The organism is Halioglobus sp. Uisw_031, assembly GCF_047729875.1.
Classification (GTDB): domain Bacteria; phylum Pseudomonadota; class Gammaproteobacteria; order Pseudomonadales; family Halieaceae; genus Marimicrobium.
In genome coordinates this window covers 1406969-1432940 of record NZ_CP159826.1, presented here as the reverse complement: position 1 = coordinate 1432940, position 25972 = coordinate 1406969, and the positions used below count along the sequence as shown (strand labels likewise).

General features: G+C 54.6%; 12 protein-coding genes. 1 reads left to right on the top strand and 11 read right to left on the bottom strand.

Features of this window, described 5'->3' with window-relative positions; all coding sequences use genetic code 11:
* Positions 1–19 precede the first annotated feature (19 nt).
* Positions 20–15835 carry a hypothetical protein gene (locus ABXT62_RS06560; protein ID WP_415357802.1) on the bottom strand — a complete coding sequence of 5272 codons (15816 nt, stop codon included), beginning with the start codon at positions 15833–15835 and terminating at the stop codon, positions 20–22.
* 564 nt (positions 15836–16399) lie between these two features.
* Here ABXT62_RS06560 and ABXT62_RS06555 point away from each other — a divergent pair.
* Positions 16400–16687: a hypothetical protein gene (locus ABXT62_RS06555; protein WP_415357801.1), complete on the top strand. Its 288-nt coding sequence runs from the start codon at positions 16400–16402 to the stop codon at positions 16685–16687.
* Here the strand turns inward: ABXT62_RS06555 and ABXT62_RS06550 are convergent.
* The 10 genes from ABXT62_RS06550 to ABXT62_RS06505 form a co-directional block, all read right to left on the bottom strand.
* A complete protein-coding gene (locus ABXT62_RS06550; RefSeq protein WP_415357800.1) occupies positions 16675–16974 on the bottom strand; it encodes a Dabb family protein in 300 nt (99 codons plus the stop codon). The two genes, ABXT62_RS06555 and ABXT62_RS06550, sit on opposite strands and share 13 nt — an antisense overlap.
* 182 nt (positions 16975–17156) lie before the next feature.
* Positions 17157–17594: a hypothetical protein gene (locus ABXT62_RS06545; protein WP_415357799.1), complete on the bottom strand. Its 438-nt coding sequence runs from the start codon at positions 17592–17594 to the stop codon at positions 17157–17159.
* A 75-nt stretch (positions 17595–17669) separates the two neighbouring features.
* Entirely contained in the window at positions 17670–18899 is a 1230-nt protein-coding gene (locus ABXT62_RS06540; RefSeq protein WP_415357798.1) for an acyl-CoA dehydrogenase family protein, read from the bottom strand.
* 155 nt (positions 18900–19054) lie between these two features.
* A complete protein-coding gene (locus ABXT62_RS06535; RefSeq protein WP_415357797.1) occupies positions 19055–19573 on the bottom strand; it encodes a pyridoxamine 5'-phosphate oxidase family protein in 519 nt (172 codons plus the stop codon).
* Positions 19574–19612: 39 nt separating this feature from the next.
* Positions 19613–20368 carry an SDR family NAD(P)-dependent oxidoreductase gene (locus tag ABXT62_RS06530; RefSeq protein WP_415357796.1) on the bottom strand — a complete coding sequence of 252 codons (756 nt, stop codon included), beginning with the start codon at positions 20366–20368 and terminating at the stop codon, positions 19613–19615.
* Positions 20369–20479: 111 nt separating this feature from the next.
* Positions 20480–22105, bottom strand: coding sequence for an AMP-binding protein (locus tag ABXT62_RS06525; RefSeq protein ID WP_415357795.1), 1626 nt, complete (start codon positions 22103–22105; stop codon positions 20480–20482).
* Positions 22106–22146: 41 nt separating this feature from the next.
* On the bottom strand, positions 22147–22923 hold the full coding sequence (locus ABXT62_RS06520) for an SDR family NAD(P)-dependent oxidoreductase (protein WP_415357794.1): 777 nt from the start codon (positions 22921–22923) through the stop codon (positions 22147–22149).
* 23 nt (positions 22924–22946) lie between these two features.
* On the bottom strand, positions 22947–24329 hold the full coding sequence (locus tag ABXT62_RS06515) for an aromatic ring-hydroxylating oxygenase subunit alpha (RefSeq protein WP_415357793.1): 1383 nt from the start codon (positions 24327–24329) through the stop codon (positions 22947–22949).
* 24 nt (positions 24330–24353) lie between these two features.
* Positions 24354–25496 (bottom strand): thiolase family protein, encoded by a 1143-nt coding sequence (locus ABXT62_RS06510; RefSeq protein WP_415357792.1) that lies wholly within the window; start codon positions 25494–25496, stop codon positions 24354–24356.
* A gap of 36 nt (positions 25497–25532) precedes the next feature.
* The gene (locus tag ABXT62_RS06505) at positions 25533–25967 is read right to left on the bottom strand and encodes a Zn-ribbon domain-containing OB-fold protein (protein WP_415357791.1); all 435 of its coding nucleotides are present in this window, start codon (positions 25965–25967) and stop codon (positions 25533–25535) included.
* Positions 25968–25972: the final 5 nt, after the last annotated feature.

Genomic DNA, 25972 nt, shown 5'->3' with positions numbered 1-25972 from the left:
GAACAACAGCGCCTCCGCGCTAAAGGGGCATACTCAACCTGAGGTGACCTCCACGGATATCGAGCTCATCCGCTTGACGATAAATCAGCTGAAATTCCAACGTCAGCTCATTTTCGAACACTAGGTCGACACCCGCCATGGTATTGACTGTTGTTTCGCCGATGTCGACATTCATTTCCAAAGGAGCAACGCCCGCTGGAGCACCAGCAAGACTGGCCACAACCCGCGCATCCTCATCTTGGAAATAATATTGCACACCAAGACTTCCGTAGTAGCGCAACACCTGCCCGCCGGAAAACTTGATGTCCATACCACCGCGAACAGATGGCTGTACCCAACCATGAGTCTGGCTGTTGTCATCCACGTGAAGGTCCAGTGGCCCAGAGCCGGTTTCTTGGACGCTGTCTGCATCGATGCGACTGAACCCGAGATCTATTGCCGGCCGCAGATAGGCGCTCTCGAAATCATAGTCATAACCAAGACGAAGTATCCCTCCCCACACGGACATATCGCGGTTTGCTGAACTCACCGTAACATCAGTGACACTCACACTACGTGACGTGTTTGCAGAACCCCAACCGTAACTCAAAACACCGGTAATACTCGCCTCGTTGGCACGATATCTAGCGGACACACCCGCCTGAGTCGTGTCGCCGTTTGAGTTCCAGTTTTTATTGTTACCGTTGCCGTCCACGTCCTCGTAAGAGGCCGCGAAGCCAAATGTCAAAGTGTCAGAAAATGTCTGCTCCACACCCATAGCGAAACGCGACGTATCAAAATCAGCGTTCTGAAAATTACTATTATCACTGTAGTCTGATTTCTCACGGTCCGCCTCAACCCAAGCACAACGGCCTTTTTCATCAGCGTTAAATGCACCGCCGTCCTGTTGACAACCCGTCAACCGTTCGCCAAACACCTGACTGCTGCGTACCAATTGAGCCTGCTGCTGTGCATAAAACTCTGGCGACAGTGCCACCAGATCGTCGCCATAGACCTCCTCGTTTGTCTGGTACAACAGCGTGACGACCATGTCTGCCAATTCAGGTGAACTCCCGCCATTCTGTATCGCGTTGATGTAGTCCCCAACACTGGTCTGGTTCCCATCAAGGCCTGCGATTGAAAAGTCGACAGCATAGTTTAACTTTGCAGCGGTATCGTTTGAATAATCAAGCTGGTAGTCAATGACAAGCGAATCATGTGTGATCAAGATCAAACCCGCATCTTCAACGCCAAGCTCCCCACCAAATAGCACCTGAGAAAAATCGCCCGCTGGCACCTGCTCAGCATTCAGAAGGTCGACGTACACTTTGCCATCGAGTTTAGCTTTACCGGTGGCCAATACCTGATCAATGTCTCCCGTTGCAAAATCTAATTCGGCGAAGGTTTCTCCCGACGCCGCCTGCTCGAAGCTGCCGGTTAACTGGCTGCTCTGAATACTTGATGAATTCCCTAGCAGATCAGCGTCCATGGCTACCGCACCGCCAGGAATCAACGCGCCTCTGTTCACTAGCCAACTGTCTGTGCCACCGACAGAGAGCGCTGGGCCAGGCACTAAGCTCGCACCAGGTTGATTCAAAAATTGATTGACGCCAGCGCCTAGGTCGAACTCGCCGTAAGATATACCAAAATTTTCAACCCTGTCGTTGCCCGTGCTAGAGGCGACGATATTCCCGCTGAGGCCATCTGCCGTTATGGTCAGGCCGCGCAGGTCTACAATGTTATCTAGACCACCTTCAATCAATACAGCAGTACCTCCTGTGCCGACATAAAGTTCCTGACCTGCTTGGTTCCTAACAATGATGTTGCCGACGCTACCGGGACTAACACTTCTGGCGGTCACTGCGGTGGAATTAGCGCCAACGATGCGTATGTCACCCTTCAACGCTATGGTCACATCGCCCGACCGCGAATCACCGATGCTTTCAGCGACGACGCCATTGCTTCCCTCGCCTATCATTAATAGATCAGCGTCCAAGGTCAACGCCACACTACCCGCAATGCCATCCATAGATGAAGAAGGCGGTGGCGCCGCTTGCGCTGTTGCTCCTCTGACGGCAAGGGGCAAGCCGATAGACTGCCTCGTGGCAGCGCCAACAACTCTAGCGGCACTAACACTTCTAGCACTGACCCCGGTGGAGCTCTCGCCAAGAACAGTTAGGTCACCCTTCAACTCAATGGTCACATCACCTGCTTGCGAGCTACCTATACTTTGAGCTAGCACTAGCAAAGATCCATCACCGTCACTACTTAGCGTGCTGGCCTGCAGACTCACGTTACCCGCGGTTCTCTCACTGAGTGATGTCAAACCAATACCACGGCTGTCTTTTCCCGTCAGTAGCACACTATCTGCAAGTGTGGCCTGAATATCACCCGAAGACTGACCACCAGTAGAGCGCAGCATTGCCGCTTGTGCGCCTACTCCACTGACCGCCAGGGGGCCACCAACAAACAAATCAATAGCACCGGCGTTAGATGCAGCATCGCTCACCAATTTCACACCCGTGCTAGCGTCGCCAGCCGATGAAACCTTTCCTGACATCGTAGCGCTGACGCCACCGGCACTGCCGGCAGAAGAGACACTCGACAGATCAACGCCCACACTGTTTACACCGTCAATGCGCATGTCACCCGCAGCGGTCAACACAACACTTCCTGCTGACACTGCACCTGAAGTGCTCGCCACCAAACCCTTGGCGCCTTCACTCAGCACTAACAAGTCCGCGCCTAACGTCACAGCCACGTTACCCGCAGTGCCATCGCGCGACGTAGAGCGCAGCATTGCCGCTTGTGCGCCCACTCCACTGACCGCCAGGGGGCCACCAACAAACAAATCAATAGCGCCGGCGTTAGATGCAGCATCGCTCACCAATTTCACACCCGTGCTAGCGTCGCCAGCCGATGAAACCTTTCCTGACATCGTAGCGCTGACGCCACCGGCACTGCCGGCAGAAGAGACACTCGACAGATCAACGCCCACACTGTTTACACCGTCAATGCGCATGTCACCCGCAGCGGTCAACACAACACTTCCTGCTGACACTGCACCTGAAGTGCTCGCCACCAAACCCTTGGCGCCTTCACTCAGCACTAACAAGTCCGCGCCTAACGTCACAGCCACGTTACCCGCAGTGCCATCGCGCGACGTAGAGCGCAGCATTGCCGCTTGTGCGCCCACTCCACTGACCGCCAGGGGGCCACCAACAAACAAATCAATAGCGCCGGCGTTAGATGCAGCATCGCTCACCAATTTCACACCCGTGCTAGCGTCGCCAACAGAAACAACCTCTCCTGTGATGCTCGCGCCGACAGCGCCGGCGCTGCCCGCAGAAGAGACACTCGACAGATCAACGCCCACACTGTTTACACCGTCAATGCGCATGTCACCCGCAGCGGCCAACACAACACTTCCTGCTGACACTGCACCTGAAGTGCTCGCCACCAAACCCTTGGCGCCTTCACCCAGCACTAACAAGTCCGCGCCTAACGTCACAGCCACGTTACCCGCAGTGCCATCGCGCGACGTAGAGCGCAGCATTGCCGCTTGTGCGCCTACTCCACTGACCGCCAGGGGGCCACCAACAAACAAATCAATAGCGCCGGCGTTAGATGCAGCATCGCTCACCAGTTTCACACCCGTGCTAGCGTCGCCAACAGAAACAACCTCTCCTGTGATGCTCGCGCCGACAGCGCCGGCGCTGCCAGCAGAAGAGACACTCGACAGATCAACGCCCACACTGTTTACACCGTCATTGCGCATGTCACCCGCAGCGGCCAACACAACACTTCCTGCTGACACTGCACCTAAAGTGCTCGCCACCAAACCCTTGGCGCCTTCACCCAGCACTAACACGTCCGCGCCTAACGTCACAGCCACGTTACCCGCAGTGCCATCGCGCGACGTAGAGCGCAGCATTGCCGCTTGTGCGCCTACTCCACTGACCGCCAGGGGGCCACCAACAAACAAATCAATAGCGCCGGCGTTAGATGTAGCATCGCTCACCAGTTTCACACCCGTGCTAGCGTCGCCAGCTGATGAAACCTTTCCTGACATCGTAGCGCTGACGCCACCGGCACTGCCGGCAGAAGAGACACTCGACAGATCAACGCCCACACTGTTCACACCGTCATTGCGCATGTTACCCGCAGCGGCCAACACAACACTTCCTGCTGACACTGCACCTGAAGTGCTCGCCACCAAACCCTTGGCTTCAGACCCAGATGTGGCCACATCACCTCCCACCTTTAAGCTAATGTTGCCGGCGTTGCCGCTACCACTTGTCGTAATGAGTTGCAGCCCCTGGCTACCCGCACCCTGCGTCGTAACACTGCCGTCAATTTCTGCATTAACTTGGCCAGACACGATCTCACCAACAGACCGCAGACGCAGACCGGTTGCTGAAGCGGCATTTACCATCACAGAGCCGCCGACAACTGCGGAGACTTCACCCGCCGTGCCGGATGTACTCGTGCTGAGCAGGTCAATAGCGATACTGCTGTTTCCTGTCGCCTTCACATCAGATACTACCGAGACGACCACGTCGCCAGACCGATCGATCGCAGCGCTCTCGAGCTGAAGACCCGTTGATTTTTCACCTGTTACGTGCAGTGCGTCACCGATCGAGACAGTAATATCCGCGCTAGTACTTGCACCTGTCAGTTTGGCATTGATGCCGATTGCTTCTTTACCTGAAACCAAAAGCCAACTACCGATTTCAAATTCAGCATCCTCGACCGCAGCGTCTCCAACAGCACTCGCTTCGACACCGGTGGCACCAGCGCCGGTGACTTCCAAGTAACCGGCAATTTTAGCAGGTGCTACCTGCGCCGGAATATTCAAGCCGATAGAGCGCGTACCGCTGGCAATGACATTTCCACCAATGGTGATCGAGGTATCACCAGATAATATTGCATCGCTGCGTGTTCTACCGAGGATGCCGGTGCTGTCATCGCCTGATGCAATGACAGTACCAAGCACATCAAACTCGACAGCACTCGCTATCTGCGCAGGCATATCCAAGCCGATAGAGCGCGTGCCACTGGCAATAATGTACTCACCAATCTCGATCGAGATGCTACCGCTGCGGGTGATACCGATGATGCCGGTGCTGTCGTCCCCTGCTGCAATAATACTCTTCGCAGTAATACCGATATCACCCGAACCATCGGGACCTTCCGACTGAGCGAACAAGGCAATACCACTGCTACCGCCGGCCTGAGCACTGCCATCGAGAACGATATTGATGTCGCCAGATGTGCCAGCACCGCCGGCAGACCCCTTGAAGATGTCATTTATTATGCCGCCGCCGCCACCCAAGCTCTGTATTGCCAGGCCGTAGGCACCATCACCATTTGCCGACACATTACCAGTTTGTTTATATGTGATGTCACCGCCTTTGCCGACGTTAGCGACATTCTTCACCACCGATACCCGATCTACATTAGCGGAAGACAACATCAGGCCGCCGCCACCACCGATAGATTGGACGACCGCTCCGTGGGATAAGGCGCCCTGGGTCACTATATCGCCAGTGCCACTCAAAGTGATCGCGCCACCGTCACCTGTCGAGTTAACTTTACCCCCCATGCTGACTAAAAAATCACTCATTCCGACAGCCCCGAGTTGACCGCCACCAGCACCGATGCTCTGGACGACCAGACCCGCCGAGTAATCTCCCAGCGTACTAATTGTGCCAGACGACATAGTCAGGTCCACAGCACCACCGTCGCCGGTTGCACTGCTTCCGCCGAGCTGGGCAGTGAGTTGAAGGCTGTCGGCCGGTTGTGTCGGTGCTGCAATGATCGCGGCGCTCCCGCCACCGCCACCGATAGACTGCGCTAGAAAACCAACTGAATTAACCCCTGAGGTACTGATTGAAGATGTCTTTGCAATCGTCACAGATCCGCCATCACCGGAGGACCCAACAGAACCGCCCAGCCTGATAGTAGTGTCACCAGACACAGTGCCTGCAGAGTTTTTACTCACAACACCCAGGTAACCACCGCCTGCGCCAACAGATTGAGCAACGACACCCATTGCATTTTCACCCGTCGTAACAATACCGCCGGCATTGCTAACGCTCACAGCTGAACCACTGCCACTCGCTCCGCTGACACCGCCATTACCGGCACCTAAAACAAGTTCAGAGGAAAGGACTGTAGACCCCGATAACACATTTTGCACCAGGCTAGCACCGCCACCACCGCCCAGTGATTGCGCAAAAATACCCGCCGCATTGCCGCCATTCGTTTTGATGATCGCATTATTTGAAGCCGTAACTTGTTGCCCATTACCACTTACGCCACCATTTGCACCGAGATAGTTATTCAACAACGTTAAACCACCACTAGAAGGTGCACTGTTAAACACCTGAGCGTTACCACCACCACCACCGACCGACTGAGCAAAGATGGCTTGTGCGTTTGCACCTCCTGTTTGAACGTCGGCGCCATTACTTATCAGAACTACACCTCCATCACGAGCCGCCCCCCCAGTTGCAGCGTCCGTGGCGCCTAATGCTGAAACAAACGATGCCGTATTGCTGGTACTATCACTATTATCAAAGCCGGTCGCAGAGCCACCATTACCGCCACCACCACCAACCGATTGCGCAAAAATGCCTTGAGAATTATTACCCGCTGTCAAAATAGTCGCAGCGGTAGACGGGGCATCTACCGCCGCAGAGGCTGCCGTGTTGTAACCTGCAATCGTAGTATCGACCGTTACTGCACCACCGACACCGCCCACACCTCCCGCTCCACCGAGTATCAAAGTCGCAGAGACGCTACCGCCAGCAGTGGTTGTGCTGCTAGAAGCGCCACCATTACCACCACCACCACCAACCGATTGCGCAAAGATAGCCGCTGAGTTATCGCCCGCAGAACTTAGATCGCCAATGGCATTGACCGTGACAATATCACCCGCGCCACCACCGGCCCCACTTCCACCTAAAGTCAGGTTAGCGTTATAGTCGCCCCCGGTTGAGGCCACATTACTATCACCACCATTACCACCACCGCCACCCACCGACTGCGCAAAGATAGCAGAGGCGTTAGAGGTAGGACGAGTAGATTGATCAACGCCAGTAGTGACATCGCCAGCCGCAACGACTGCCACAGCAGCTCCATCACCCGCTGAGCCACCACTACCGCCCAAGCCTAGCGTGGCAGTATATGTGCTATCCGTAGAACCATCATCACTGTCACTACTGCTATTACTGGCGCCACCATTACCACCGCCACCACCGACCGATTGCGCAAGGATACCCATCGAATGAGCGCCAGATGTTTGAATAACGGAGCCTAATGCTGTTGTAACATCAACCTGGAGTCCATCACCTCCAGTGCCGCCCGTAGCACCTAAAGCAAGGCTGGCCGACCCACTGCTACTGCCCGTTGAACTTGTGTTGCTATTGCTAGTAGCACCATTACCACCACCGCCACCAATCGATTGTGCAAGGATACCCACAGCACTGTTACCGCTTGTCTGCAACAAAACAGCATTAGACGTTACCGCAACAGCGCCACCAGTAGAACCAGCGCCGCCAGCGCCGCCTAGGGCAAGCGTAGCGCTATAGTCACCGCCACTAGAACTGCTAGTACTCGCACCGCCGTTACCGCCAGAGCCGCCAATCGACTGCGCAAAAACAGCCGCCGAATTATCGCCTGAGGTCCCGATCTGACTACTATTAGTAACAGTAACGCTATCGCCAATAGCGCCTTCGCCTGCAGCACCCCCTAGCGTTAAGGATAGGGTCACCGGATCGGTCGCATCTTCATCACTGTCACTACTGCTAGTCGCAGAGCCACCATTACCGCCGCCGCCGCCAACCGATTGCGCAAAAATGCCTTGAGAATTATTACCCGCTGTCAAAATAGTCGCAGCGGTAGACGGGGCATCTACCGCCGCAGAGGCTGCCGTGTTGTAACCTGCAATCGTAGTATCGACCGTTACTGCACCACCGACACCGCCCACACCTCCCGCTCCACCGAGTATCAAAGTCGCAGAGACGCTACCGCCAGCAGTGGTTGTGCTGCTAGAAGCGCCACCATTACCACCACCACCACCAACCGATTGCGCAAAGATAGCCGCTGAGTTATCGCCCGCAGAACTTAGATCGCCAATGGCATTGACCGTGACAATATCACCCGCGCCACCACCGGCCCCACTTCCACCTAAAGTCAGGTTAGCGTTATAGTCGCCCCCGGTTGAGGCCACATTACTAGAACCGCCATTACCACCGCCGCCACCCACCGACTGCGCAAATATGCCTGAGGAACTCATACCAGAGGTAGCAATCTCACCGCTCTCGATGACATTAACGCTGCCCGCAGAATTTCCGCTGCCTCCATTAGCACCCATTGCCATGCTAATAGAAGTTTTACCTCCACTGGAGCTCGTTGTGCTGCTAGACGACCCGCCACTGCCGCCGCCGCCGCCGACCGACTGTGCAAAGATACCAGCAGAATTCGTGCCCGAAGTGGTGATACGGTTAGAGCCAGTAGTAGAGGTTAAATCAACATTGCCACCCGACCCACCCGATCCGCCATCTAACCCAAACGACATGCCTACCTGATAGGCGCCACTATTGGCGTTACTAACGGTAGACCCAGAATTACCACCACCGCCGCCGATGGATTGCGCCAATATTCCACTGCTGTTTTCACCAGCAGTTCCTATGCTTAACGAGTTGTTCACAGAAACTGCAGCGGCACTCCCACCAGCTCCACCCGCACCGCCCAATCCAGCGGCAAAAGAGACACCGCTTTGCGCGTCTGCGGACGTTGAGTCTGAAGAGGCTGTTGATGCATTAGAGGTTCCGTCATCACTTGAACTGCCTGCGGTTGCAGAAACATTGGCAGCTCCGCCATTACCTCCGCCACCTCCGATGGACTGAGCAAAAATTCCATAAGAAGATGCCCCATAGGTGGCGATACCGCTTGCAGCGTCACCCATATTTGAAATGGTAACGACTCCACCGTCACCCGCACTTGCGCCACTCCCGCCGAGGCCTAAAGCAATTGCGGAACTGCCCCCTTCACCGGCGGTGCTGTTAGCTGATCCACCACTGCCACCACCACCGCCTATGGACTGGGCGAAAATGCCCGAAGAGTGGTTGCCAAACGTGTATAGCGTATCCGAATTAGTCACGGCGACTTGAGCCGCATCACCAGCCGCCCCGCCATTGCCACCCAGTGCAAGCGAAGTACTCGTTTTGCTTGCATCAGCATTACTGGTACTTGAGCCGCCATTACCGCCACCGCCGCCGATCGATTGCGCAACAATCGCCGAAGAATTATCCGATAACCCTAATGCTAAATTAATGAGAGATTGTTGTGTGCCGCCGCTGTTATAACCCGTAACGATAACCCCGGTATTCGTCACCGCGACGTTATTAGCAAATCCTCCCGTACCGCCATAACCGCCAATGCCCATACCAACAGCTGCGCCAGTATCGGCACCCGCTTGACTAGTCGACTGCCCAGTCGCCGTATTGCCTGCAGTTGACGTATTGCTGCTGCCATCTGTCGTAGGCGCAGCACTGCCACCTGTAGAGGCTGAACTTGATCCCGAGGGTGCAGCGGCGGCCACTGTCGATGACACCGTACTAGACCCGCCGTTACCACCACCACCACCAATGGATTGTGCGAGTATGCCGCCAGAGTTTTGGCCAATCGTCGTAATGTGACTACTACTAACAACATTGACAAAGCTCAGGTTGGCAAGATCAGATGTCTGTCCAGAACTGCCGCCGGAACCACCAAAACCACCAATATTCAATGACGCTGCGGCAGCACCGCCGGCGTCCGTGGTTGAGCTCGTTGTACTGGCTCCACCACTACCTCCGCCACCTCCAACAGATTGCGCAAAGATCCCAAACGAATTATGTCCTTCGGCGCTAATGCTGCCGGTGCTCGACACGCTCACGCCCCCAGAATAATCTCCGCCCCCCCCAAAGCCTCCAACGGATAATGCGGCAGAATTTTTTCCGCCATCTGACCCGGAAGTACTGGAGCCGCCATTGCCACCGCCACCGCCAATAGACTGCGCAATAATACCATTCGCCATCTGCCCTTGCGTGCCTATGGTACTGATGCTGTCAACGACAATGGCTCCTGCATAGCCACCTGTACCTCCGAAACCGCCCACCGACAAAGATGCTGACACTCCGCTGTCAGGGGCGGTAGAAGCGGTATCTGGTTGTGACGAACTCGGGGAGCTTAAGGTTGTTGCGAAATAATTAGACGCAGCATTTCCAATAGCATCTGGAACACCTGCTGAGCTTAAACTTGCTCCGACAACGGCGACAGTACCATTGGCTGCGCTACCGGGTGTTGATGATGCTTGCGTAGAGCTAGCCCCACCATTACCGCCGCCGCCACCAATAGATTGAGCAATAATACCGCTAGAGTGATCACCCGTCGTGGTGATAGCGCCACCCGAATAGACACCGGCGTCATTGCCATAGCCGCCATTGCCGCCCCAACCACCCAATGCAAGACCAACAGCATTTTGATTACTTGAAGAACTGCTTTGTGACCAGCCCCCATTGCCGCCACCCCCGCCGATAGATTGGGCCAAAATGCCTGCCGCACTTGCGCCCGCTGTCGTAATTGATCCGGTGATGACATTTTGATTGCTATAGATCGTTGTCTGACCAAGGCTGTTGCTGCCAGTGCCGCCACTACCGCCAATTGAAACCGAGGCTGTACCTTTACCTGCTATTGCATTAGAGGTTGATGACCCTCCATTGCCTCCGCTTCCCCCGATCGATTGCGCAACGATACCGGCAGAGTAGTCGGTAACATCTGAGGAATGTCCAGCGGTATTAACAACGCCAGCTTGAGTAATAATAACGCCTTGAGCAGTACCGCCGGTGCCACCTGGACCGCCAATGGCTACCGATGCGCTATAGTTTTTAGTGCTCTCTGGGTCGCCTAGACTGAGACTTTGGCTCACTCCACCATTACCGCCAGCACCCCCTATGGACTGCCCTAACAGTGCAATTGAGTTTGCTCCAGCGGTCGTAATACTACTGCTATCGCTGTCAATAGAAACGGCACTTGCAGCGCCACCCTCAGCCCCTCCTCCTCCGATAGCCAGTGAAACGGGAGTCGCCTCACTCCCTGTAGCAAAACTTCCGGCAACAGCAGCACCACCATTACCCCCATTACCCGCGATAGATTGCGCAACAATGGCTGCTGAACCAGCACCATTTGTTGAGATGGTAGCGTTGGTGCCGGTTATAATCCCAGCGGTTCCTGAAGTTCCCCCTGCCCCACCGCCGCCCCCTATGGCGGCACCGACAGAAACAGACTCCGCAGAGCCACTTACAGAAGCACTGAACCCGCCATTGCCTCCCGATCCACCAATGGATTGGGCAAGCATTGCCGTCGATAACAAGCCGGAGGTCGATATTGAGTAAAGGGCGCCGTCAACCGCATTGTCGGATTGAATTAAAACATTTGAGGCCTTTCCTCCGGCCCCGCCGCCGCCGCCAACAGCGACAGAACCTGACGCAGATGAGGATAAGCTGCCAGAAATCGCATTACTACCGCTACCGCCGTGGCCGCCAATGCTTTGCGCAACCATCGCCATAGACTGGTCACCCATGGCTGTAATACCGGCGGTGTTATAAATCGCACTACTGTAAAGATATGGTCCTGCTGTTTCAGTTGGCAGTGATTGTCCCCCGTCACCTCCTGCACCTCCGACGTTGGCGACAAAACTAGCATCTTCCCCAATAGATACACCATAGCTACTCCCGCCATTACCGCCAGAGCCACCGATAGATTGGGCCAGCAAACCGAAAGACTGCATACCATTAACACCGATCGCTGCAGAGTTAGTGATTTGCGTGGTTTTAGCAGTACCCCCTGCACCGCCGCTGCCACCAATATTTGCCGTGATCGTACCGCCACCCGATATGCCGCCGCCTGCAGCCATACCACCATTACCGCCAGAACCCCCGATGCTTTGCGCAATGATGCCCGAGGACTGGCTACCGTTGATGGTACTGACGTTTTTTCCAGTGGTAATCGCGCCTGAATTATCAATGATAACGGCCTGAGATGTGCCGCCGTTACCGCTGCCACCTCCTAAATTAATCGCTGCTGAACCGTCAGCAGAGATAGCGCCACCAAAACTACTGCCTCCATTGCCGCCATTGCCTGCTAAAGACTGCGCAACAATACCTGACGACATGACACCTGAGGTTTGAATAGCTGCGGCACTTGTGATCGTGACTGCGTTGCTTGCACCACCCGTTGCACCGTCGCCGCCTAACGAAACCCCCGCAGCTACAGAACCAATAGAACCCGCGCCGGCAAAGCCACCGTTACCGCCGCTACCGCCAATCGATTGAGCAACGATACCGTTAGATTGATCCTGCTGAGTGGTCAAAGAGACATTAGACCCGGTCGTCAGCGTCACCGTGTCGCCAGTCCCGCCGCCGCCACCGCCGCCACCGAGTGCTACTGCAGCGCTGCCGTCCCCTGAAGCACTTGCAGCAACACTAAATCCACCATTGCCACCAGAACCCCCTATCGATTGGGCTAGCATGCCATTTGATAGCAAGCCATCGGTTAAAATAGTGTACGGCGCCGTATCTGAATTGGTGCTGGATATGACAACCGCCTTACCGGTGCCACCGGTAGCACCCCCACCGCCAACCGCTGCCGATGCCGCGACACCTCCAGAAAGACTGCCGGCGATAGCATTGCCTCCGTTACCGCCACCACCACCGATGGATTGAGCAACAATTGCCCCAGACTGATCTCCAGCCGTACTGAGACCGGCGCTGTTGGTCACCATGACACTACCTGCAGTACTGCCTTCGCCACCGGCGCCTCCAACGGCTGTAGATGCTCCCACACCGCCAGACAAGTCGCCCGCAATTGCCATCCCCCCATTACCGCCACCGCCACCGATGCTTTGAGCAATAATAGTTGAAGAACTTGCGCCTTCAGTCGCAATAACACCCGAATTATCAACCGTCACGCCCTCAGCGGTTCCGCCGCTGCCACCGCTGCCACCCAGTGCAAATGCATAAGACGCATCAAGTGATGCGCTGCCGCCAACTGCGTAACCGCCGTTACCACCGCCACCTGCTATCGATTGGGCCAAAATCCCGGTGTTATTACCCGTGGCTGATCCGTTGCTCAAAACGTTGTCATTGTTTGCTACGATGGCGCCTGAGTTCGTCACCGTCACCGTTTGCGATGTTCCGCCGCTGTCGCCGGAGCCACCAATAGCGAAAGAGCCGCCACTACCAAACGATAAACTGCCTGCGCCGGCAAAACCCCCATTACCACCGCCCCCTCCGATAGACTGCGCAAGAATACCTTGCGAACCACCGCCTTGTGTTTGCAAGGATCCAACATTGTCGACGGTTACGTTAGAACCGTCGTTGCCATTGCCGCCGACACCTCCAATAGCATTCGCGCTACTAACGGCAAGGCCCGCAGCGCCCGACACACTGATTCCACCATTACCACCACCACCACCAATCGATTGCGCCATCAGCGCACTGGACTGTGACCCTTTAGTGACAATTGCCCCTTGAGCATTGCTATTATCGATGCTGACTGCCCCCGCTGAACCGCCATCGCCGCCGCTTCCACCAACAGACGACGCTACGCTGACAGTACCTATCGACATAGCCAGGGTTGAACCGCCACTTCCGCCGCCCCCTCCGATTGACTGCGCACTCAGCCCCGCCGATCTTGCACCTGCAGTCTCAATGCTAGCGCCAGCATAATCTAAAGTCACCGTGCTACTGTCGCCGCCGGAACCGCCTGATCCACCCACAGCGTTAGTGGCCGCGACTCCTAAAGAAGCCGCGACCGCAATAGCACTGCCACCGCTGCCACCCCCGCCACCGATAGACTGCGCAATGACGCCAGCAGAATCCGAACCCAAAGTGGAGATGCTGACAGAGCCCCCCGAGGCATAAACATCACCACCAGTGCCACCGAGTCCACCCGAACCACCGAATGCGTTGCTAACACTCCCGAAATCAGACTCACTTGCAGTCACAGCGTAGCCACCATTACCGCCACCCCCTCCGATGGAATGAGCCATGATGCCCGCCGAGCCAGTGCCTGCTGTCGTAATAACAGCGCCTGATTCTGGCGGAAGCGCCGTTAGCGTGTTCCCTGAGCACCCGGCAGAAGTCGTCCCTGAACAATTAACGCCCACAGAGCCGCCGTCTCCGCCTTGCCCCCCACTGCCGCCGTCAGCTCCTCCATAACTGACAGTCAGACTTTCAGATACCGAGACTGCTCCGCCACCAGAGCCGCCGCCACCACCGACCGATTGTGCTAGAACTGCTGATGAATTAGGCTCAAGCGTCGCAATCGTCCCGGAGTTATTCACAAAAACTTGACTGCCACTACCGCCACTGCCTCCATTACCGCCGACAGCGACGCTGATTGGACTTCCACCCACGTCAGACAGTCCCATGCCTCCGTTACCGCCCCCGCCGCCTATCGATTGGGCTAACAGGCCATAGGCGCCGCCATTAGTAGCCGTTGTACTGGTATAAGAAGTGCCAGTATAGATAGACCCCGAGTTGGATAAAGAGACTGCAGCACTGCCGCCGCCACCGCCGCCACCGCCGCCAATCGCCACGGTGCCAGTAGCCACGCCACCGTTCCCACCCCCACCACCGACAGATTGGGCATAGATGCCAACGGATGAAACGCCAGACAACTCAATGCTATTCGTGTTAGTGATTGTCAGTGTGTCACCTGAGCCGCCCTGCCCGCCTGAAGCACCAATAGCGACTAGGCCCGCGGTGGCCCCTCCCGTGCCACCGCCGCCGCCGACTGACTGACCGAAAATGCCATAGCCGCCGGTTAATCCGCTGGAAACTGTGCTCTCATTAGTGATGCTTATCGCCCCTGCATCTCCGCCGCCGCCGCCGCTACCGCCACCTGCATTAATTAAACCTGAAGAACCCCCGCCCCCAGCGCCATCACCACCGAGGCTTTGGGCAAAAATACCAATAGAATTCGGGGTGGAGATCGCTCCGGAATTAGTAATAGTAACGCTATCACCTGCACCACCACCTCCACCGCTGCCGCCACTGCCACCATCAAACGTGCCATCGTCATTGCCTCCCTGCCCACCATTGCCGCCAACGCTTTGGGCGAAAATACCGAGGGCCCCCTCTCCCTGCCCCGTGGCAATACCAACGCTATTGTCTACAGTTACGGCGGCTCCATCGCCCCCGGAACCGCCGTTGCCACCATTACTAAATTCGCTGCCTGTGCCGCCCTTGCCTCCATTCCCGCCGACCGACGAGGCGTACAGACCTGTTTCCGTGAATGTATAGCTACTAAGATAGGTAGCGGAATAAAAAGTTAGGTTTACTGCAGAGCCGGCACCTCCGGCGCCAGCGCCTCTTCCGCTGACATCGCAACCGCCGGCAGACCCACCGCTACCGCCGTTACCACCAACAGACATCGCTGAGCCGCCTGTGTCTTTCCCCGCCTCGCTAGAAAGCGCCACGAGAAGATCTACCGAATCGGGTGTATGGCCCGGATTTCCGTCGCCTGGATCATCGCAACCGCCCGAATCATTAAGATTAACTTTCCCGTCTTTTCCAGGCCCCCCGGGATCGCCCTCAACTGACATACTCCCCATATACACCGGGCCTTGGTTCACAACTGTCTGCGCTGTAGCAGCATGCAAAGGACACAAGCAGAGCATCACCGCAACGAGGGGACAAGCCATGCTTTTTAATACTGCATGCTTGAAAGATGTATGGCGCATAAAATTCTCGTAGATTCTGGCCAGTAGATGACAGTTCAGGGCTGCTGAAGCGTTGATCATTGGAAATAACTCGATCACTGGTTAAATCAAAGTAGGCTACCACCCATTATTTTGTGCGTAAACTATCGATAAATGCATAATCATTGTGCGGATATGCACACGCGAATTGGGATCATATCAGAGTACTTCTTGTCCACAGCGCGCACCTGTCGCCTAGTGCCGTTTGGTTATCGCTTAGACCCATCTTCTGGCCCCGGCAGCATGGTGGACGGTTAGTAACATGCCATTTACAGCCCTGTAAGCGCTATAAACGGTAGAGCGGTCCTTCGTATAGGTCGGGCTTAGAACGCCTTACAGAACCGTAGATGGGCCAATCTAGCTATATTTTGATCAGTCTATAAAGCAGGAACTGATCGGGATGACTCTGGGACAACAGCGAAGCCCGGTCAGATAAACAGAACGACACCTTGAGGTGATGATGTGCGTATTGTTTACGCACTCGAAAGCGGATTTTTGATTCACGTAGGATGTCATCCTTGACCTCTACAAAAAATGTCACACTGTGTGGCATTATAATGGCCACGATATCAAAGTATATTCAGAAAACCCAAAGACAAATGAGGCATGAGACGTCGCCCCGACAGGGACTTCGCCCGACACGCCAACAGCCCGGCACCAACGCCCAAGGCTTTTGTCGCGTTTCTGGACACGCCGGCCCGTATTATTATAGAAGTGGTGCCACAGAAGACCATTACCTTTGATGGTGGGGTGATGCGCGACACCACCAGTGAAGCGCTGAAGAAGCGCGCCTCCTTACCAGTGTCTTGGGACTGGCGTGCGGTTGCGGCCTTCCTGCACTATTTTGCCGCAGGCTACCCGGTAGACGTTACTAGTGTCGCTCAGACCACATAATCAACGACGTAGCGTTCCTCGCTTACGTCGCCGAGAAACTGTTTAATCGCCACGTGATCCGGATGTTGCTGGTACGCATCTAACGCTGCCTGATTTTCAAACGCAGAATAAAGCGCTACATCACAAGAGGCATCGACGTTAAGCATGTCAAAACCGACCTCTACGGCTATCACCCCCGACAGTCCCCTCAGGCCCTCTAACTGCCGTTTAACCTGCTCCATATTTTGCTGTTTTGTCTGCCCAGCAGCACTCACCTTAAATCGCCAAAAAACTATGTGCTTTACCATTTAAAAAGTCTCATCTGTGAAGTTTCGTGTTTATATTCGTCTAATTTAATCTGGCACCCACTTAGGAGACAAAACCCCCAATACGTGACGTTTTGCAGTCTATAAAGAGTTTTGCAGGACTCCAGATAAATCAAGATAGACCGTGTAGTGCAGTTGTTATCGTCCGTGCTGCAATTTATGCATTACTCGCCGTGATCAGATGTCACTTCTTTGAAGGTGGCCATACCTTCATCGAACTCCCAGAAACCCCGCAGCGCGGTTAACTTACCCGCTTCGTTGCAGCTGTAGGTAAACACACCGTTTACCTGCTGAGAATACGTCTTACCCTCAACCTGCATCACCACGTTAAGCGTCACAATATTGGCGCACTCGAGATGAGCTGTGTAGGTGTCGTGGATAATATATTCGATATCTGCATTGGCGATATTGCGATCATAAAATGCCTCTCTGGCCTCCGGGGTCGAATGCCCTTTACCATCAGGGTCAAGCACCGTAGGGCCGATGGGGTCTTCAATGATGCCGTCCTCGGCCCACATGTCCAGCCAGCGTTGTTTGTCCTTACTTTTCAGGCACTCACGCGATATGAGTGACATCTGGTACCCGGGATTGTCTTTGTTCATACTGTATTCCTTCTCCATGTTTAACACTGTCGTGGGGTTCGTTTGATATGCGGTGTCAGCGTTTAGCTTGCCTCCTTACAACGGCAAGCCTCCGACCCCAGCGTTGACAGAACCTGTATCATTATAGGCTCTCATCAGCAGGTCGGCGATACGCATCTGATGCACTTCATCCGCCCCATCAGCCAGTCGCGCCCAACGGGCCTGTAGCAACATAGCAGACAAGGGTGAGTCCTTGGAATAGCCTAATGCACCGTGCACCTGCACGGCACGGTCACACACCTTCCACAGGGTATTCGCCACATGGTGCTTCGCCATGGAGACTTCCTGCTTAAACTCCATGCCGTTTTCGATTTTGTAAGCAGCGTGCAACACCATCAGCTTCGATGCATACAGCTCCATAGCACTGTCGGACATCATCCACTGTATGCTCTGTTTTTCACTCAGTAATGACCCGTGGGCAAAACGCTGCTGCGCCCTATCGATCAACATTTCGAGCGCCATTTCTATTTCGCCCAACCAGCGCATACAGTGCGCCAAACGAGCCGGCCCCAATCTGACCTGCCCAAGTTTATGGCCACCGCCGCGCTCACCCAACAGGTTAGCCTTGGAAACACGGACATCCTTGTACAGAATCTCGCAGTGATTATGGCTGCCCGACATGGTCTCTATATCACGCACAATTTCGAATCCGGGAGAATCGCAGTCAACAATAAAAGCGGAGTTGCGCGCCTGTGGAATCTCTGCGTCTGGGTCAGTGCGAGCAATCACAATAGCAAAGCTGGCGCCTCGGGCACCGGACGTAAACCACTTATGCCCATTGATCACCCAGTCGTCTCCATCCTCTATCGCCGTCGTCTGAATGAGCGTAGGGTCAGAGCCCGCCACTTCGGGCTCCGTCATCGAAAAGCAGGACCGAATTTCGCCTTCAAGTAGCGGATTCAAATACTGTTCGCGCTGATACTCGGTGGCAAAATGATGCATGGTGTGCATATTCCCCTCATCGGGCGCATGTCCATTCATGATGTAAGGGCCGTAAGGCACTTTTGCGGCCTCGGCCGATACGGCAGCGAGGGCAGTCACTCCCAGCCCCATACCACCCACTGACTGCGGCATGTGGGGGAGCCAAAATCCTTTTGCTTTCGCTTCCTGACGCAGCTCCTTAATTAGCTCGGACCAGTCCTCCCGCTGGGCGTCCTTGTTTGCACTTAGTTGGGCATAGCGTGCTTTAACCGTATGATGCAAAAACTCTCGGATATGAGTGCGCGCTTGCTCTACTTCAGGGCTGAACGTGAAGTCGATGGACATAGTGTCTGCTACTCCTTTTACTGTCGCGAAAAACGGTTTCTTTGCCGCCAGCTAGTAATTTACTCGATTGGAGCAAATTGCACCCTACATCCGTCTCACGCTATTTTTCAGTCGAGACACGTAAAAAGGTGGGCGCTGTCCACCTAAAAAGTACTTTAGGCTTCCTGGCCAGGAACACTCCCATCATAGGATGTCTTAGAAATACTGTCTCCATCAAATTTAATGGTTTTTTCAGGCACCAGCTGCAGTACCACGCGCAGCGGCGTGTCGAGGTGTTGTATGGCCGCCTCTACCGTGGGGGCAGGATAGGGACTGATAATTTCTGCCATAGCTGGGTAGAACCAGTCCTTAGTCGCTTGATCATCATGGATCACCACTCGGCCCTTGTACGTCACCGTCTTACCGGGGCCCATATCGGTTCCCATACTCGAAATGACTACCGAGGCACGAGGGTCGCGGCGCAGCGCCTTTATCCGTGCGCGCTGACTGGTCGCAGTCAACCAGATAGAGCCATTGCGGGGCACGTAATTCATAATCACACCCAGACCGTGACCGTCCTTATTCGTCCACACGAAATTACACTCTATCTGCTTCTCGATTAACTCTTTCTCACGCTCATCGCTTAGCTCATAGAGCGTCACGTCCTCGTAACCTTGCATTGCGTCGTCTGACATTGTTTTAGCTCCTGCGGTTAAAAACGGCTGATGGAATCACTAGTAGCGCGGCAGGCTGCCATTCTGTTGCCCCCCAGCCAAATCAAGCACTTGACCATTGATGTAGCCTGAGCGCTGACCATCGGCAAGGAATAATGCGGCCTCAGCCATATCATCAAGCGTACCCATGCGACCACAAGGCGTGGCATCCATGTGACCCTGAATAACCGGCTGCATAGAAAAGAACGCCTCTGTCATATCGGTCTGGATTAAGCCTGCGGCAATCGAATTAAAGCGCACATTTTGATCACCGTACTCTACTGCGGCAACCTTGATAGCATAATCGATACCGGCGCGCGCGGCGGAATACGCTGCCAAGCCAGGACCGGGAATACGCGCGGTCAGCGAAGAAATCGTCACCACAGAGCCTCCTTCGGTCATGGCGGCCGCCGCATATCGAAAGAATAGCAGCGCGCCGACCAGGCTAACGTCGAGGGTCGGGCGAATATCCTCTGCAGTCAATTCAGCGATCAGGACACCTGAATGAATGCCCGCTGAAAAGACCGCTATATCGACCTGCCCATAAGTACTTGAAGCCACCTTAAACAGATTTTCAATATCACCTTCTCGGGTGACATCGCAAGCGACTGACGTGCCCCCCAGCTCAGATGCAAGCTGATCGAGCGGCTCCTTGCGTCGCGCCGCCACCACAATGTTCGCGCCCTCTGCCGCAAATCGTCGAGCAATTTCAGATCCAAAATTTGCAGTGCCGGATGCACCCAGAACCACCGCGGTCTTGCCTGCCAATGTTGTCATACCCAATTACCTGTTGATGAAGTGTTTAGTGAGCCATCAGACCCTTCAAACCTTGTGGTCTGGTCCGACGATTGATCTTCTGTGCACGTACCTGGCGGCTCTAGCACGCCGCTACTGACCCTGCGCTATGATTTCCCTGATTTGCCGACGCAGAACATCCTTGCGTACTTTTCCGCTCGCAGTACGCGGAAGGTCTGACACGATTGCGACATGCTGCGGTATTTTCTGCTTCGCCAATAATGCAGCGTTCGCAAACCGAGCTACCTCCGCGATATCCAATACACTCTCCTTGGACACAGGGACAATGTAGGCACACACACCTTCGCCCAGACGCTCATGGGGCATAGCGACTATCGCCACCTCACGAATATCAGGATGATCGTGTAAAACATCTTCCACTTCTTTGGCGCTGATATTTTCTCCACCGCGAATAATGATGTCTTTCTTTCGGTCAGTAATCAGAATGGCATTATCAGACGTGATATGACCAATATCCCCGGTCAAAAAGAACCCCTCGCTGTCGTGCGCCTGCGCGTTCTGCTCGGGATCAGCGTACCCCAGCATCATGCCCGCACCGCGCGCGGCAATTTCTCCGTCCTCACCGTTGGGCACCGCTACACCGTGGTCATCCAGTATTTTTACCTCATAGGCATAAATCACTCCATCGGTTTCGGACGCCAGTTTTTGCTGCCCATCGCCGACAAAGCCCAAGGTAATTATGGGCGTTTCCGTACTACCATAAACTCGAAACGCACGACAATTGTCCAAACCCTCACAGGCCTCATCAATTACCTGTGGCGGCACTGCGGCACCGCCGCAGGCAAATAGCCGCATAGTCGGCAAGCCGGTATTGTGCCGCTTTGCAGCTGCCACCAGCTCCACCAAAAAAGGTGTTGCGCCTACACTGGCAGTAGCGCCAACCTCATTAATAAATGCCACAGCGGCATCCGCATCCCAGCGCGGCATAAGAGCAGATTTAACCGACGTCACAAACGGCAGCACCATGCCCGAGCCATAGCCTGTAATATGCGTCACCGGAGATGGCATCAACATCACATCGCGCTCATCCATCTGCCAATAATCCAGCGAGTTTTGAATCACTCTGGCCAGCGTGTTGTGGCTATGCATCACCGCTTTAGGCGTTCCGGTGGTGCCCGATGTGTACAGGATGGCCTTGACTGAATTGGGATCAACCGTCGGCAATGTATTGAGATCTACCTGAACATTCTCTACCAGATCCTCATAACACAGCATGTCATCGTGCTGTCCTTCGGCTCTGACGGTAACCACGTATTCAAGATCAGGTAATTCAGCACGCAACGACGCCAGCATGGACGGAAACTCCAGGCTGCGAACCCGCTCTGGAATATAGATCAGTCTGGCCCCGACGTCTTTGAGTATAAAGCGCAGCTCGTGGTCACGGTAAATCGGTATCACCGGATTAACGATTAGCCCCATTGCAGAGGCCGCGATATCAACCACCACAGACTCTCGCCAGTTGGGCAGCTGAAAACTGATGACGTCTCCCGCTTTCATGCCAAGGGTCTGTAACCCTGTGACCAGACGTCTAGCTTCGTCGGCAATAGAGCCATAGGTGATCGAAGCCTCTCCCTCAAGATAGATCGCCACTTCATCGGGCCGCTCCTGTGCTTTACGCCACGCCGCTTGAGCAATCGTCGTATTGCCCCACAGTGCGCCATCTCGCTTTATACGCTCAGCGGTCAAAGGGTTTTTCATCAGTGCATCCATCTCTTCAGTTTGGTAAGTAGTGCAGCGTGCTACAACTCAGACAATACATGTCCGCCGTCCACTGTGACCGCTGAGCCGGTCATCAGCGAGCCCGCATCGGAGGCCAACAACAACAGAGGTCCGTTCAATTCGCTTAGAGTTCCCGTCCGGCGCTGTGGAATACGCTTAATCAGCGCCTGCCCTTCGCTCGTTTTGAACCACTCGCTGTTCAAGTCAGTGTTAAAATAGCCAGGGCACAGCGCATTCACACGAATATTGTATTGTGCGAATTCAAGTGCAGCAGCCTTGGTGAACTGGACGACGGCAGCTTTTGATGCCGCGTAATTGGTCAGGGCTTTTTGCACACGCTCCGCGAGGATAGAGGCGATATTAACGATACTCCCGCCAACACCGGCAGCGATCATACGGCGAGCCGACTCGCGTGCGACATACGCCACACCGGTCAGGTTGGTATCAATCACATTGGTCCAGTCATCATCGCTCAGATCAAGCAACAACTTTGGAATAGTAATACCCGCATTATTGACCACTATTGTCACCACGCCAAAAGCGGACTCGATCTCATCCAGAGCGGCAGCAATACTCGCACTGCTGGTCACGTCCATAGTGACCGCCATGGCCTCGCCACCGCCGGCAATGATCTTATCGGCTTCGGCCTGTATAAGCTCTGTGCGACGCGCCGCCAATACGACTTTAGCACCTGCCTGAGAAAGAACCGTCGCGAAGTGCTGGCCGAATCCGCTCGACGCACCCGTGACAAGGGCAACTTTACCCTCAAGAGAAAATGGCTGTAACAGCTCGTTCATAGCAAGTATCTCTAATAGTTCATTCAGGCGTTAAGATATTTATCTAGCGTCTGGTGAAACTGACGAATGCGCACTTCCTGATAATTACCTAGAGAGATAGCACCTTTCTTTGAGGCCTTAAGGCCTTTCTGTACCTGTGGCAGATTGACGCCATCTTGATTGAACACGTTGGACAACCCCGCGCCCATCACCTCTGCCGCGCTGCTGAAGGGCTCATCAATGCCCAGACTGAACGTTGGCACATCATCCGGGGCCTCAGTGCCCTCGGGATACCGCGTCAGCATAAATATGTCCATAATTGAACTGTTCACGTCGTCGCCATTAGGTCGATGCCGATAGGTGATAACCGTGCCATGACCGGCCCAGGGCGCAAAATTGGGAAACAGCGAGTACAGGGTCGAATCCATTAACTCAGACATGGTGGCGCGCCCTTCAAAGTTTTCACCGGCCTGCTCGTTCACCCCCGGCAGACTGATTTCGGCGAGTTTTTCCCGCGCGGTCTGGCCGGGTGATAGCTCGGGACGGTCCTCCATTCCAGCGAGCTTCATCATCGCATCCATGGAATCCTGTTCAGTAAATTTGTCGGCATGCGTCGGATTAGGTACTCCGTAGGCAGTAATCGTGCGACTGACATGATCACCCCAAACATCATACTGAGAGTTGTCAATCGCTTGGAATGCCATCAACTGGGGATGCGTGGCGATGGCATGGTAAGACTCGATAAAAGCCTCCAGCACCACTTTCCAATTAGCGCCGATCACTTTCTCAACGTGCATCGACACATATCGCTGCTCGTGTTTCCACTGATTCATGTGCTCCGGCAAGACTTCCATGTACTCCTCAAGCCCAGGCGCCTCATCATCCATATTGATAAAGACCCACCCACCCCAAGTCGCTACTCGCACCTCGGGCAATGTATTGTCTTCCTTTTTTATATGCGGAAAGTCCCACTGGCATGGCGCACTATCGAATTCACCGTCGAGCGTCCAGGTCCATCCATGATAAGGGCAGCGCAAGTTTTCGGAGTGTCCAGAACCACGTTTCAGTGCCCGGCCCCTGTGCAGACAAGAATTGTAAAACCCTTTCAGTTCTCCGGACTCTGCACGTGTTAACACAATAGAATCGTTAACGATGTCGTATACAAAGTAATCGCCAGAATGTCGCAGACGACTTTCGCGGCAGGCCACCTGCCACGTTTTACGCCAGACTTTTTCTACTTCTCGATCGAAAAATTCTTGCGAGATATAACGCTCTACAGGAATATCTTCTGAGCCGAGATACGTATCCGTGCTCTCACGCAGAGCCGCAGGAACGGCCACTTTTTCCCGATCAAGAAGGTCCTGAAACGTCTCTGAAGGATCACGCGCAGCAATTTGTTCCGGCGTCAAGTTCACTTTCTCATTCATGGGGCAAACCTCTTTGCTGATGGGCTAGCGCTGCAAAATCGTGATGGCACTGATACCGGGCGCGCCGTAAACATGGGTATAGGCCAGTTTCGGATCATCCGGCACCTGATGGTCACCGGCCTGTCCGCGCAGTTGCAGCACATTTTCGTAGACCTGCCTCAATCCGGAAGCCCCTATTGGCTCACCATTGGCAAGACAGCCGCCATCTGTATTGACGGGCATGCTGCCACCAATGTGAGTCGCACCTTGCTGGATGAGCGCTTCTTGTTCACCGTCTTCACAGAAGCCGTTCTCAGCCATATGCATGATCTCAGCCCCAACCTCAGTATCCTGTAACTGCATCACATCCATATCTTTCGGGCCCACGCCCGCCATCTCGAAGGCCGCTTTTGACGCGTCTACCGTCGGGCCGTCAACCTGCTGCAATGCCTGGCTCGGCGAGAAAACCTCAAAAGAACCGAAGCGACGGGATTTCATCGTCGCCCCCTTGAGGTAGACCGGCGTGTCGGTATACCGTTTGGCGTGATCTGCCCGACAAAGGATGAGCGCAACGCCTCCTTCAGCCGGCGAGCAAAACATAAACTTGGTAAGAGGGTCATTCACCATAGTGGAGTTGATAATTTCATCGACACTAATGGGCTCAGTACGCCACGCGTTCGGATTTTTAGAGCCATTGATAAACGCTTTTTCGGACACCTTGGCCAACGTATCATGGCTGATCGCATGATCGTGCATGTACTTCTGAATTTTCATGGCAAAAAACTGGGTCGTCATCATCATGCCGACCTCGCCATACCACTGTCCGATGCCAAGCTCCTTTGGGTCTGCATTGAAAGCGCCGCGGTCGTGCTTGTCAAAGCCAGTCACCATGCCGACATCGTATTCACCTGACTTAATGGCGTTATAGGCAGAGATCAATGAACTGCCACCGGTGGCACAACCATTGGCGACATTGATAAACGGGATACCGGTCAACCCCAGCTCGTTGACCAGCGCGTCAGCACTGCCTGCACTGGCACTGCCGCCAAAAGCGAACTGAATATCACGCCATTCAATGCCAGCATCTTGCAGTGCCAGACGGGCGGCATAAGCGCCCTGCTGCAGCCCGCTGCGCGCAGGCGTGCGACCGAAGGGGTGAATGCCTATGCCAACTATTGCTACGTCCATGACTCTGTCTCTCGTTTATTCTATGGCTATTTAAATTTACTGTGACGATTGCACCGGCCTGAAAAAGAAGTTGATCACCTCGTCACCGTTGTCCTCCGTCCGATACGGTTCAAACACAACATCCATTTCCATGCCAATCTGCAACTTCTGCGGATCATTTTCCGTAAGACGACCCTCCACCCTAACGCCACCCGGTAGCTCAAGATAACCGACGCCATAAGGAATGAATGTCTCTGGCGTCTCATCACTTCTATAAGGATTTTTTGGCATAAACTGCTGTACGGTCCAGGTCCATAGCGTCCCACGCGATGGCAATTCCTCTATTTCGACGTCTTGCCCGGAACACGCCATACACGAACTCGCCACGGGAAACGCAGCAATGCCGCACTTCCTACAGCGACTCGCCAGAAGTGCTGGCTTTGCAGACGGCCAAGTGAACAAACCCTCTGCGATTGGCACTTGATTACTCATAATTT